At 32.4% G+C, this 13,812-nt stretch carries 13 protein-coding genes; 12 read left to right on the forward strand and 1 reads right to left on the reverse strand.

Annotated features, from left to right (window positions below; genetic code table 11):
• Window positions 1–789: 789 nt before the first annotated feature.
• On the forward strand, window positions 790–2,253 hold the full coding sequence (locus DW761_RS02195; protein WP_117516316.1) for an ATP-binding protein: 1,464 nt from the start codon (window positions 790–792) through the stop codon (window positions 2,251–2,253).
• 39 nt (window positions 2,254–2,292) lie between these two features.
• Here DW761_RS02195 and DW761_RS02200 read toward each other — a convergent pair whose 3' ends face one another.
• Window positions 2,293–3,654 carry an MATE family efflux transporter gene (locus tag DW761_RS02200; protein WP_117454308.1) on the reverse strand — a complete coding sequence of 454 codons (1,362 nt, stop codon included), beginning with the start codon at window positions 3,652–3,654 and terminating at the stop codon, window positions 2,293–2,295.
• A 683-nt stretch (window positions 3,655–4,337) separates the two neighbouring features.
• On the opposite strand from DW761_RS02200, the gene DW761_RS02205 reads away from it, so the two are divergent.
• The 11 genes from DW761_RS02205 (at window position 4,338) to DW761_RS02255 (ending at window position 13,801) form a co-directional block, all read left to right on the forward strand.
• Window positions 4,338–5,618: an exopolysaccharide biosynthesis polyprenyl glycosylphosphotransferase gene (locus tag DW761_RS02205; protein WP_158552276.1), complete on the forward strand. Its 1,281-nt coding sequence runs from the start codon at window positions 4,338–4,340 to the stop codon at window positions 5,616–5,618.
• Window positions 5,618–6,145, forward strand: a complete 528-nt coding sequence (loaP, locus tag DW761_RS02210) for an antiterminator LoaP (RefSeq protein WP_117454306.1) — start codon at window positions 5,618–5,620, stop codon at window positions 6,143–6,145. The genes DW761_RS02205 and loaP overlap by 1 nt, the downstream gene beginning before the upstream one ends.
• Window positions 6,146–6,280: 135 nt before the next feature.
• A complete protein-coding gene (locus DW761_RS02215) occupies window positions 6,281–6,973 on the forward strand; it encodes a YveK family protein (protein ID WP_117454305.1) in 693 nt (230 codons plus the stop codon).
• 3 nt (window positions 6,974–6,976) lie between these two features.
• Window positions 6,977–7,768, forward strand: coding sequence for a tyrosine-protein phosphatase (locus DW761_RS02220; RefSeq protein WP_117454304.1), 792 nt, complete (start codon window positions 6,977–6,979; stop codon window positions 7,766–7,768).
• A 1-nt stretch (window position 7,769) separates the two neighbouring features.
• A complete protein-coding gene (locus DW761_RS02225; RefSeq protein WP_117454303.1) occupies window positions 7,770–8,495 on the forward strand; it encodes a CpsD/CapB family tyrosine-protein kinase in 726 nt (241 codons plus the stop codon).
• A 12-nt stretch (window positions 8,496–8,507) separates the two neighbouring features.
• A complete protein-coding gene (locus tag DW761_RS02230; protein WP_117454302.1) occupies window positions 8,508–9,074 on the forward strand; it encodes a hypothetical protein in 567 nt (188 codons plus the stop codon).
• Window positions 9,074–10,513 (forward strand): LCP family protein, encoded by a 1,440-nt coding sequence (locus DW761_RS02235; RefSeq protein ID WP_117454301.1) that lies wholly within the window; start codon window positions 9,074–9,076, stop codon window positions 10,511–10,513. The genes DW761_RS02230 and DW761_RS02235 overlap by 1 nt, the downstream gene beginning before the upstream one ends.
• A 14-nt stretch (window positions 10,514–10,527) precedes the next feature.
• Window positions 10,528–10,977, forward strand: coding sequence for a PssD/Cps14F family polysaccharide biosynthesis glycosyltransferase (gene pssD, locus DW761_RS02240; RefSeq protein WP_117454300.1), 450 nt, complete (start codon window positions 10,528–10,530; stop codon window positions 10,975–10,977).
• A gap of 13 nt (window positions 10,978–10,990) precedes the next feature.
• The gene (locus DW761_RS02245; protein WP_117454299.1) at window positions 10,991–11,506 is read left to right on the forward strand and encodes a glycosyltransferase; all 516 of its coding nucleotides are present in this window, start codon (window positions 10,991–10,993) and stop codon (window positions 11,504–11,506) included.
• Window positions 11,499–12,620, forward strand: a complete 1,122-nt coding sequence (locus DW761_RS02250; protein WP_117454298.1) for a polysaccharide pyruvyl transferase family protein — start codon at window positions 11,499–11,501, stop codon at window positions 12,618–12,620. The genes DW761_RS02245 and DW761_RS02250 overlap by 8 nt, the downstream gene beginning before the upstream one ends.
• A gap of 17 nt (window positions 12,621–12,637) precedes the next feature.
• Window positions 12,638–13,801, forward strand: a complete 1,164-nt coding sequence (locus DW761_RS02255; protein WP_117454297.1) for a Coenzyme F420 hydrogenase/dehydrogenase, beta subunit C-terminal domain — start codon at window positions 12,638–12,640, stop codon at window positions 13,799–13,801.
• The last annotated feature ends 11 nt before the right edge of the window (window positions 13,802–13,812 follow it).

Raw genomic sequence — 13,812 nt, forward strand, 5'->3', positions numbered from 1 at the left:
AAGTAGCTATAAAAAGGTGTCAAGTAGATGTTGAAATAGCAGTAAATAACAGGTAAATTAAGAATTAAGTCCTGAAATATCGCCGTTAAGTAAGCTCAAAGGTCCGTTATGTAGCTATAAAAAGGGGTTAAGTAGATGTTGAAATAGCAGTAAATAACAGGAAAAATCAAGTGTTAAGTTTGAGAATATCGCCGTTAAGTAAGCTCAAAGGTCCGTTATGTAGCTATAAAAAGGGGTTAAGTAGATGTTGAAATAGCAGTAAATAACAGGAAAAATCAAGTGTTAAGTTTGAGAATATCGCCGTTAAGTAGGTTCAAAGGTCCGTTAAGTAGCTATAAAAAGGTGTTAAGTAGATGTTGAAAATGCAGTAAATAACAGGAAAAATCAAGTGTTAAGTTTGAGAATATCGCCGTTAAGTAAGCTCAAAGGTCCGTTATGTAGCTATAAAAAGGTGTTAAGTAGATGTTGAAAATGCAGTAAATAACAGGTAAATCAAGCGTTAAGTCCTGAAATATCGCTGTTAAGTAGGTTTAAAGGTCCGTTAAGTAGCTATAAAAAGGTGTTAAGTAGATGTTGAAAATGCAGTAAATAACAGATAAATCAAGCGTTAAGTCCTGAAATATCGCCGTTAAGTATGAAACAACATCTGTTAAGTGGTGTTGTAACGAGATGTTTAATAAGCGATTATCAGATATATTTAAAACTTCAAAATATATAGAATACTTAAAAATGTTTAAGTTTCATGCAGTTTGGGGTAAAATATAGAAAGTACTTAGTGGAGGGAAAAATATGGAACAATCTGAAATTAATCCGATTATAGATATAAATTATATTAAGAATGAGGCTGAATGCATATATTTTGATTTAAAATCCTCTCAAATTAAACCAAAGGATTTAGCTCCACACTTTTCTGCTTTTGCAAATGCGGAGGGTGGTGTTATTGTAGTTGGCGTTAGTGATAAAACTAGAAAGATTGAAGGAATTAATCATTTAGATCATAAAAATTTAAATGACTTTATTGCTGCTCCTCATGAATATTGCAAACCAACACCTAACCATAAAATAGAATATCTAGATGTTATAAATGATAAGGGTGAAAAAGATAAAATTATCTTGTTTCATATAATGGCAGAAACAGAAAGGATCATTAGAACATCAAATGATTCTACATATTTGAGGATAGGAGATAAGAGTAAAGAATTAAAAGGAGATGACTTATTAAATCTCGAATATTCTAAAAATACAAGGATGTATGAAGATGAAATAAATTATAATGCTAGTATTGAGGATTTAGATGATGACTTATTGAATCAATACAAAGATAAAATTTCCGCAAATCATTTAACTACATATCAAGTGTTAAAGGCTAGAGGATTTATCATGAAGAAAGATAATAAAGAATATTTAACGAATGCTGCAGTATTGTTATTTGCTAAAAATATAATGCAATTTTATCCTAATTGTAGAATACGATTTTTGCGTTATGATGGTGAGTATATGCAAGTAGGAAAAGAAATTAACATAATTAAGGACATTAATATTGAATATCCATTATTGAAAATTATAGAAGAAGCTAAAAAAGTGATATCTTCACAATTACGAGAGTTTACAATGTTAAGTGAATCAGGAAAATTTATTACTGTGCCAGAATATCCTGAATTTGCTTGGTTAGAAGGCATCACAAATGCTGTTACACATCGTCTTTATTCTTTACAAGGAGATTATATCAAAATTTCTATGTTTGACGATCGATTGGAAATATCAAGTCCAGGGAAATTGCCAAATATTGTGACATTGGAAAATATAAAAGAGACGAGATATTCACGTAATCCTAAAATAGCAAGAGTATTAACTGAGTTTGGATGGGTACGTGAATTAAATGAAGGAGTAAAAAGGATTTACAAAGATATGGAAATGTATTTTCTAGATGAACCAGAGTATTCTATGCCATACAATAATGTTCTTTTAATTTTAAAAAATAATATCGTTATGAGAAGATTAAGAAAAAAAACATGGTTAGAAAATGTTTTTAATGAAAATTTGTGGGATTCATTAGATGATAATGAAAGACGCATTCTTTATTTTATTTCAAATAGAGGGAAAGCAACAAGAAAGTCAATTGAAAGCTATATGGGATTATCATCTACTACCATTAATTCCAATATAAGAAAATTGATCAATAAAGGTTTAGTTGAACGTATAGGTCCCAAAAATAGTCCTAAGCAATATATAAAATTAAAAATTTTAGATTAGAAAAGCTCCTGCCAATAGCTGACAAGAGCTTTTTGTTTACTAAGCTTCTACTGTTTCGTATTTCTTTAACCATTTGCCTCTGCGATAATATATAAATAACCATAGTGAACTAATCACCCAGCTGACTGGCCATCCTGCGAAAACAAAGCCAATGTCATGGAATAGTGGAACGCTTGTTAGAATCCATGCCATACGAATACCACACCAGCAAGTAACCATGACAATCATAGGAATTGTAGTAATACCGGCACCACGAACAATTCCTGCAAATGCATGAGATAATGCTAAGAATACATATCCTGGCACAAGTACATGCATCATATATAAACCATAATCGATAACAACAGGGTCACTAGAGAAGATTTCAAGAACCTGTGGTCCAAAGATTAATAAGATTGCGCTAATGGAGATTGTGGTAATACAGCTCATAATACAGCCTGTTTTTCCACCTTTTTTAACACGATCATATTTTTGTGCACCCATATTTTGGCCTGTGAATGTTGTAAGTGCCATCGCAAAACTCATCGCAGGTAGAATGACGAATCCATCAATTTTAGTATAAGAACCACAACCTGCCATTGCCAAAGAACCAAAGGCATTGATATTTGTTTGTACAATGACATTTGAGAAAGATACGATTGCATTTTGAAGTCCACTAGGCAGACCTAAACGAATGATATCCATTAATGTCTGCTTGTGGATTTTTATTTTACGTATGGTGACTTTGTATTCCTGTTTTGTTTTCACAAGCAAAAGCATCGTTAGTAACATACTTGTTGTTTGAGCAATCAATGTCGCCCATGCCACACCGGCAATCCCCATTTTAAATACCACAACAAACAATAAATCCAGAATAATATTTAATACGGATGATACAATCAGGAAGTATAGGGGATTTTTACTATCTCCTACAGAACGTAAGATTCCACTTCCCATGTTATACATCATAACGGAAATTACACCTAAGAAATAAATACGCAAATACAATACAGAATTGACCATAACATCTTCTGGTGTTCCCATCAGTTCCAGAATTAATGGACTGGCGATGACACCAACAATCGTCATGACGATACCCGCTAATAGTGTAAATGCTAAAGATGTATGAATTGCATCCTGTAGAGAATCATGCATGCGTGCGCCAAAATAACGGGATATAATGACTCCAGCACCAACAGACAATCCCATAAAAAAACTTACCAGCAAGTTAATCAGAGGTGCACTGGAACCTACCGCCGCAAGTGCCTGTGGTCCTATATAATTTCCTACAACAATGGAATCCACTGCGTTGTATAACTGCTGAAACAGGTTTCCTAATAATAATGGAATGGAAAACAGCAGCAGTTCTTTCCAGATGACACCCTCGGTCATCAGACCTTTTGTTTTACCTTCATTTTTCATTTAAAACGCTCCCTTAATTACTGTATTATTATACGCCGATGTAAGGATAAAAGATAGAGAAAGAGGTTTAAAAAGTAAAGAATTCCATAGGAGGCTATATAGGTTTGTTAAGATTTATGAAAACTTTGAATTATTAATAAAGCGATATTTCTAAGAAGAATGAATTCATGTACAGGCAATATTGCTGGTTTATCCTTTATAAGATACAAACGTACACGTATTTTAAATGTATTAGCGAAAAGGCTTACATTAATGTATATAAATTCGTTTTGTTTAAAAGTCTAAAAAAGATTACAAAAGTAGAAAATTTTTCTTGATTATGGAATTTATATGTAGTAGAATGGTAAAGGTTACATGATTAGGGAGAGTCATAAATACATCTCGTTATCTTTACATAACGAGTTTGATTCTGTACCAGTTAAATCTATAAAACTTATATTTAAGGAACTTAAAATGTGTATAAAAACAGTTTATACTGGTTTTATCATATATATTAAATCTATAAATATGAACTTATATAGATTATCGTACAGCTATGAAGAAGGAGGAGGGGAAAGAAAGTAGACCAGAAATGGTTCCTATGAATTTCGAAAACAATGAGGACAAAAACAAATATAGGAATTGTTAATTTCTTATCTGAGGTACTCTTTGTTCTGCTAATCATGCTGTTGGTTCGTAATTCAATGGATTATACGTTACGTTTTGTTATTCTTTATTTTATGATTCAAGCAATGTTTGGCCATTACCGGGTATCTACTTTACTTATCTGGGAAGAGGTTCAATTGCTGATCAAAAGCCATTTATGTTTCTATATGGCAAGTCTGCTATTGATCCCTATTGGTAAACGTGTTTTATATCTTTTGTTATTTAATTTATTGATAACATTTCTGATGTTTATATTTGATGTGTTTATCAGCCGTACCATTCGTATTCTTCTTCGCAATTATGCCAAGGAACGTGTATTAATCATCGGTACTGGAAAAGAAGCACAACAGCTTGGACATGTGGTAAAAACAAATCGATTTTCACTCATGGAAGTTGTTGGATATGTGGATGTAAATGATAAAGAATTATTTCCACGCATTCATCAATCGATTGAGGTAGAAGGAGATATTTATCCTGTTAAAAATTTAGTCAAGGTTATTGAACAACAGGATATTGATACAGCGATTATCGCCATTCCTAATGCTTCAAGAAAACAAATGGATCACTTTATGAGTATTCTTTACAATAAAGTAGAAAAAATCAAATATCTGCCAAGAACTTCTGGGATGGTAACATTTGATACCAAAGTACAGGATTTTGATGGAATGTTGGTTATTTCTACTGCGAAAGGAAAAACAACGAAAGGTGCCTTGATCATGAAGCGGTTGATTGATATTGCTGGGGGACTTGCAGGAATGATTATTTTATTGCCACTATATTTCTATGTTCGTAAAAAGAACCATGCAAATGGGGATTATGATCCCATCTTCTTTACACAGGAGCGTATTGGTAAAAATGGCAAACCGTTTAAAATTTATAAATTTAGAACGATGGTACCGAATGCTGAAACAGTGTTAGAAAAGCTGATGGAAGAAAATCCTGCTATCAGAGAAGAATATGAAACAAACAAAAAGCTACGTAATGACCCAAGAATCACCGCAGCAGGAAAAGTATTGAGAGAAAAGAGCTTAGATGAGTTTCCACAGTTCATTAATGTCATTAAAGGTGAAATGAGCATGGTGGGACCAAGACCATATCTGCCAAGAGAAATCAAAGATATGGGCATATATTATAACAGTGTAATTGGCTGTACACCTGGTGTTACCGGGATGTGGCAAAGCCATGGAAGAAGCGATGTCAGCTTCGATGATCGTCTGAAAATGGATGATTATTATTATAGGAATTGGACCATTTGGCTGGATTTAACGATATTAATTAAAACAGTCAAGATGGTATTCAAAGGCGAGGGTGCCCTTTGATGGAGAATAAAACAAACTGGTATGTGCTATTTGTCATGGGTGGCAAGGAACAGCAGATTTGTGATTTTATGAATCAGGAATATGATAACTGGAAAGTATTCATCCCTAAGATTGAAATCATTCATACCAAACAAGGCAAAGAATTTTTTGTGGAAAAAGTGATGTTTCCAAGCTATCTGTTTATTGAAAGTGATATCCCTTCAAAAGATTTTCAAGATTTGTTGAAAAATATCAGAATGAAGAAAACAGGTATCATCAAAGAATTAAAATTTGATGAGGAAACACCAGCACTGAGAGATTATGAAAGAAAGTATCTGGAAGGCTTATTGAATCATGATTATAAAGTCACAAAGTCTACAGGCTATATTGAAAATGATAAAGTTATGATTACAGAAGGGCCTTTAAAAGGTTATGAAAGTTATATCACCAGAATTGATCGTCATAAGAAAAAAGCAGTGCTTAGTCTTGACTTATTAAACAAGGAAGTCAATGTTACAGTCTCTTTAGAGATTATTAAAAAGATATGAATCAGCGTAGTAGTTGTCAAAGCGCACTATACAAACATTCAAGGACATACTTAACCGTTCAACACTGCATGTGGGGGAAGGGAGAAGTATGTCCTTTTTACTTGTTTGAAGCGGATAAATGAAGGAGTTAATTTTATGGATGAAATAAATAAAACAAATGATGAAATAGAAATTGATATCAGTGCTTTAATGAAGCTTTTAAAGAAGAATATCAAGATGATTGTAATCTGTACAGTATTAGGTGCAGTCATAGCATTTCTTGTGACCAATTTCTTTATGACGAAGAAGTATGCAAGTTCCGCAAGAATCTATCTGATACCAAAAGTAACCGAACAGGGGTATGCAGATTATAATGCGGTAAACTCAAATTCAAAGATGGTCAATAACTATGTTTCCTTGATGCAGGGGGAAACAATCTTATCTAAAGTTGCGGATGAATTGAATATTGAGAATGTAGAAGAAGTAAAAAATTCACTTTCTATTACGAATGTGAACGAAACAGAAATTATAGATGTAAAAGCAACAACCGATGATCCTAAGAAATCACAGGCAATCGTTAGTAAAACAGTAGATATCTTCTTTAAGGAAATGCAGGAAAAACTGGATATCAAAAATATGACGATATCTGATCAGCCAAAAGTAAACGATGTACCTGTATCACCAAGTAAAAAGATGAATACAGTAATTGGTGCTATGGCCGGTCTATTGCTTTCATGTGGATATGTATTCTTACAATATCTATTTGATAAACGTTTGAAAACGAAAGCGGAGGCAGAAAGCTTCTTAGGTGTACCAGTATTAGGAGAAATTCCTTGGTTTGAGGATTAAGGTATGGAGTTTATTGATATACACAATCATTTAGCTTGGGAAATCGATGATGGGATGCCATCTAAAGAAGATGCCATCATTGCATTACAACAAGCAAAAAAAGATGGTATTACAACGATCATATCTACACCTCATTTTGTGCCAGGGCTTCATGATGTATCAAATATTGATATCATCAATGATCGAATAGAGGAATTGAAGGAATTAGCAAAAACTTATGATATTGAAATATACAGCGGTTCAGAAGTTTTTCTGAACCATGAGTATTTAGATATGATTGATAGCAAAGCATTTAATACATTAGCAGATTCTAAATATTTATTAGTGGAATTTGATGTTAGACGAAATATGGATCATAACGATTATGCGGAAGATTATCTGTATGAATTAAAAGTCAGAGGATATCGACCTGTTATCGCACATGTAGAGCGTTATTTTCCAAAAGGTATTGATTTAGATAGAGTACAGTCATGGATAGAACTAGGTTGTTATATCCAAGTCAATCGAACAAGTCTTTTAGGAACACATGGGGATATTTGTAGGAAGAATGCAGAAAAGCTTTTAAGAGAAGGCATGGTACATGTGATAGCAAGTGATACACACAGAAGTGAAGGTCATCGTATCGCAAAGCTTTCTGATGTGTATTCACTAATTGAAAAAGAATATGGAAAAGAAAATGCAATCCTTTTATTACAAGTTAATCCCAAACATATTATTCAAAATGAAACTTTAGAAGGAATGGAAGTCATAAAGAAAAGATCTATCTTCGATAGATTAAGAAAGAAAGGAAGATAGGATGGAAAGAAAACTTGCGCCAAAGCGACATGATAAGAAAAAGAAAAAAACTATCAAACAATCGCAGTTTGATTTTTCAGAAGTATATCGACAGTTAAGAACGAATATTGAATATTCACAATTTGAAGGAGATATTCAAGTAGTCAATCTAACAAGTACAAATCCAGCTGAAGGAAAAAGTTCTGTGGCATCAAATTTAGCAACAGTGAGTATTGCGAAATATCACAATGTCTTATTGATGGATTGTGATTTAAGAAAACCAGTACAACATAAGATATTTAATGTTTCTAATAAAGTCGGATTAAGCAACTTAATGAAGAACTTTGATAGTTTTGATGTAAATGATGATACATATTTCCAGAAATTCAAGGATAACACAAGTGATGGAAAGCTTTATTTACTAACAAGTGGAATGAAGGTACCTAATCCATTGGAGCTTTTATCAAGTGAAAAGTTTAATCATTTAATAGAAAAACTAAGAACAAGATTTGATTTCATCGTGATTGATTGTCCACCAGTAGATGCGGTGGCAGATGCAATTCCAGTGAGTACAGTTACTGATGGAACAATCTATGTAGTATCAGCGAAAGAAACAAACAAAAATGATGCAAAAGCGGCAATCACACAGCTTCAAAGAAATGGTGCCAATATTCTTGGAACTGTACTTACAAAAGTAGAAGCAGAAGCGAAACATTATTATGGCTATTACTATAATAGTGAGTCATAAAGGAGGCATAAGGTGAATTATTTTTATGCGTATATTCCTGATCATAAGCAACAGGATGCGATTTTACAATCTGTGCATTTGTCAGAAAAACAAGTTTATATCGATGAAAACAGAGAAGACAAAAACTGGAAAGATTTATTATCAAAGATTAAAAAAGAAGATACAGTTTTTATTCCTTCTATAGAAATGTTATCTTTTGATGAAGAAGAATTAAAGAATAAATTAGAAACAGTTAAAAATAGGAAAATTCAGTTAACATGTTTAGATAAGAAAACGATTGATGCGACTTTGTTGTTGGAATTGATAGAGTTTTTAAATTTCAGCAGAAGAAATAAAGCAAGAGAGCTTCAAAGAGTAGGAATTGAGAAAGCTTTAGAGAAAAAATATAAAGGCGAAGGAAGATTTGGGCGTCCAAGAGTCGTAAGACCGGATGATTTTGAATATCAATTAGATAGAATTTTTAATAAAGAACTAACTCATGAATCTTATCGTGAAGAATTGGGTATGAAAAGATCAACTTATTACAAATTAGTACATGAATACAAGTTGAAATTAGAAAAGGAAGAAGGCAAATCGTAATGGAAAATATAAAAAAATTTGGTAAACATATTTTCTGGATTATACAATTAATTGCCAGCTTGATTTTATCTTATAGTGTTTATAAAATTCTTCCAATGAAGTATTTGATTTTAGTTATTCTAGTTTTAGCTATTTTATTAGGTTTAGTAATATTTATGCAAGTAGCAAGTAAAACGAATAAAGCAGTGAAAATAGGTAGTAAAGTATTAGCTATTGTTTTGAGTATTTTAATGATATTTGTGAATGTAAAAGTCATCAATAAAGTTCAACAAACCATCGATAAGATTTCAAATGGAAATATCCAAACAACAACAGTTTCAGTACTTGTGAAAAAAAATAGCGCTTTTCAAAAAATAGAAGATTTAGATGGAAAACAGTTCGGTATCATGAAAAATATTGATCGTGAGAATACTGATTTTATGTTAAATCGTTTAAACGAGCAATTTAGGAATCAAGTATCTAAAACAGAATACGCAAGTGGAGAAGAAATGCTTCAAGATCTGTTAGACGAAAAAACAGATGCAATCATCATGAATGAAGGATTTCGCGACAGCTTTAATCTGATTGATAAAAAATTTGAATCTGATACGAAGGTAATTTACACATTGGATAAACAAAAAACGATTGAAAATCTTAAATCAGCTTCAGTGACAAAAGAAAGTTTCATTGTTTATATTTCAGGCATTGATACAACAGGGCCTATCACAACAACAAGTCGTAGTGATGTGAATATGTTGATGGCAGTAAATCCAGTGAAGAAAAAGATTGGATTAATCTTTATTCCACGTGATTATTATGTTCCATTACAATGCCATGATGGTGTTTGTGAAACTGGAGCCATGGATAAACTGACACACGCTGGTTTGTATGGCGTGGAAGTAAGTCAGGCAACAATTGAAAACATCTTAGGAGTAGATATTAACTACAATGTCAGAATCAATTTTGATACCTTAACAACGATGGTAGATGCATTAGGTGGTATAGATATTAATTCAGATCAAGATGTGAATTTACTTCATGGTGCAGGATGTAATATCAAACAAGGCAAGAATCATGTAAATGGAGCTTGTGCGTTAGGCTTTGCAAGAGAACGCTATGCCTATAATGCAGGAGATCGTCATCGTGGTGAGAACCAACAAGAAGTGATTCGTGCAATGATTAATAAGATGACAACAACCAATATTATCAAGAATTATGAATCAATACTAAACGCAGTACAAGGTATGTTTCAAACAAATTTGAAAACAGATGAGATAACAGCACTAATTCAGATGCAAATCAATGATATGTCAAAATGGGATGTACAAAGCACTCTAGTAGATGGTACAGGCGATATGGTGCCTACGTATTCTTATGGAAGTACACCTTTGTATGTTATGCGACCAAATACTGATTCTATTAGTTCTGCGAAAACTTTTGTAAATGAAATTATTAAATAAAATGAGGTGAAGAAATGAAAGTATGTTTAGTAGGATCTAGTGGAGGACATTTAACTCATTTATATATGTTAAAACCATTTTGGGAAAATAAGGATAGATTTTGGGTTACATTTGATAAAAAAGATGCAAAAAGTCTACTAAAAGATGAAAAAATGTATCCATGTTATTATCCAACGAATAGAAATATAAAAAATTTGATACGAAATACAATTGTTGCGTGGAAAGTTCTTCATACTGAAAAACCAGATGTAATTATTTCTTCTGGTGCAGCAGTGTCTGTTCCTTTCTTTTATTTAGGTAAAATTTTTGGTGCTAAACTAATATATATAGAAGTTTTTGATCGTATTGATAAACCTACTTTATCTGGAAAATTAGTATATCCTATTACGGATAAATTCATTGTACAATGGGAAGAAATGAAAAGCGTTTATCCTAAAGCGATAAATTTAGGTAGTATATTTTAAGAGGGGGATTAATATGATATTTGTTACAGTTGGAACACATGAACAGCCTTTTAATAGGTTGATTGAGTATATAGATAACTTAAAACGAGATGGTTTTATAAGTGAGGAAGTAATAATGCAAACAGGTTATAGTACTTATGAACCCAAATATTGCAAATGGAGCAAACTACTTCCGTATAAAGAAATGGTGGAAAATGTTGCTGATGCTCGAATTGTTATTACTCATGGAGGACCAGCAAGTTTTATAATGCCTCTTCAAATTGGAAAGACACCGATTGTTGTACCTAGACAGAAGCAGTTCAATGAGCATGTTAATGATCATCAAGTGGAGTTTGCTAAAGCTGTTGCAGAGAGAATGGGAACAATTATACTAGTCAATGAGATAAATGAATTAAAGCAAATTATTGAAAATTATGATGAAGCTGTTGATGGTATGCCTTCTGGGATGAAAAATAATAATGAGGCTTTTAATCAAGGACTCGAGACAATAGTAAACGATTTTACTAAAAGGAGAAAACAAAATGACTAAAGTCGGTATTTTATCAATGCAAAGGATAATAAATTATGGGTCTTTTCTTCAAGCATACGCACTTAAAACACTTCTTGAAGAACAAGGACATGAAGTTCAATTTGTAGATTATCGAGTTGGAATGCCTTTAATCGAGTCAAATGATGCAAATAAAAAAAGTGCTTTAGGAAAAATATATAAAGTGTTTGAAGCGTTGGCATATGATGCACCGTTAAAGCAAAAATTGCAATTTATTTTATACAAGAAGCAATTTGCGAATAAATATCATAATTTACTTGGATTGACTGTTCAACCCAATTATACTCCTGAATTGGATGTTTTGGTTATTGGAAGTGATGAAGTATTTAATTGTGTGCAGAAGAATCCAAATGTTGGATATTCCCTTGAATTATTTGGTGCAAATAATAAAGCAAATAAATTAATTTCTTATGCTGCATCTTTTGGAAATACAACAGTAGAAAAACTTAAAGAATACAATAAAACTAGTGAAGTTGGTGAGTTATTAAAGAAGTTCAATTGTATATCTGTACGGGATGAAAATTCAAGACAGACGGTACATGTTTTGACAGGAAGAGAAGTACTAAATCATCTTGATCCAGTGTTAGCATATGACTATATCGGAAAATGCAATAGAATACCTACACTTCAAATCAAAGAAAAATACATGATTTTATACGCATATTCTGGACGTATTTCAAAAGAAGAATCAGATAAAATTGCAGCGTATGCAAAGAATAAAGGATTAAAAATTTATGCAATAGGAGGGGTACAACGATGCGCAGATCGTTTTGTAAATTGTTCTCCCTTTGAAGTTTTGGCTTATTTTGCAAATGCTGAAGAAATTATTACAGATACGTTTCATGGTACGATTTTTTCTATTATTACAAGACAAAAATTTACAACACTTGTACGTAAAAGTGTTGGTACATCATATGGAAATGAGGAGAAATTAACAGATTTATTAGTTAGATTGGGGTTACCAGAGAGAATTGCTTTTAATATTGATGAAGTCTTTGCACATCAGAGCGAGTCCATTGATTATGATACGGTGCATACATTTATTAATAAAGAACGAATGAGAACGTTTGAATATTTAAAACATGAAGTGAATTGAAGTCAGGAGGGCTTAGAATGGAAACAATAGCTAAAATTGGAATGGATTGCGTAGGTTGTAGAAGCTGTGAACAATCTTGCCCCCTAAAATGTATTACAATCAAAGAAAACTCTGAGGGTTTTCTATATCCTGTTATTGCAGAGGATGTTTGCGTGAAGTGTGGTCTATGTTTAAAGAAATGTCCGATAAATAAGACTGAAAAAGAAGAACATCATCCACTAGAGGCTTATGCATTAAAGGCAAAAGATAAAAGCTTCTTATTTAATTCTGCATCTGGAGGTGCATCGGATGTAGCGGTCAAAGCAGTGTTGGATCAAGGCGGTTATGCTTATGGTGCAGCCTATGACGAGAATTTTTCAGTAAGTCATATTGAAGTATCAGATGAGGAAGGTCGAAAGAGAATTCAATCATCTAAATATGTCCAATCTGATTTAAAAGATACATTTTCAAAGGCAAAAGCAAGATTGGAAAGTGGTAAAATGGTTCTGTTTACAGGATCACCATGCCAAATTGCAGGTTTGTATGCGTTCTTAGGAAGAAATTATGATAACCTATATACTATAGATTTGATTTGCCATGGTGTACCCTCTCCTAAATTTCTGCAAAAATATTTTGAATATCAAGAACGAAGAATGAAAGGTAGTATTATTTATTTTAATTTTCGTTCCAAAGATAAACGTGGTTGGGGCACACAGTATCTTTTAAAGACAAAGACAAAGACAAAGATAAAGACAAAGATATTAGCTCTTGATAAATATGGAAAACACTTCATGGATGGAGACTGTTATCGAGAAAGCTGCTATCAATGTAAATTTGCTAATCTAAATAGGCCAGCAGATTTAACGGTAGGAGATTTTTGGGGAATAAATAGATGTCATTCGGAATTTTCATCTGCATTAGGTGTTTCTTCAGTAGTTGTAAACACTGAAAATGGAAAAAAACTTTTAGATTTGATGCGAGTTGATTCAGAAATTATTCCTGTCACATTGGATGAAGTGCTAATTAAGCAGCATAATTTACAACAACCAACTTTAAGACCATTAACACGTGATAATTTTTATTTTGAAATTGATGATGAAAGATTTATTAAAAAAATAAAAGTGGGTTTGAGAATAAAAGAACGTGTAAAAAGTATTATTCCATCTAAAGTGGTAGAGAAGTTGAAGCAGTATATAGATTAGGAGAAAGAAAG

Source organism: Absiella sp. AM29-15 (assembly GCF_003434225.1).
GTDB lineage: Bacteria > Bacillota_I > Bacilli_A > Erysipelotrichales > Erysipelotrichaceae > Hoskinsella > Hoskinsella hominis.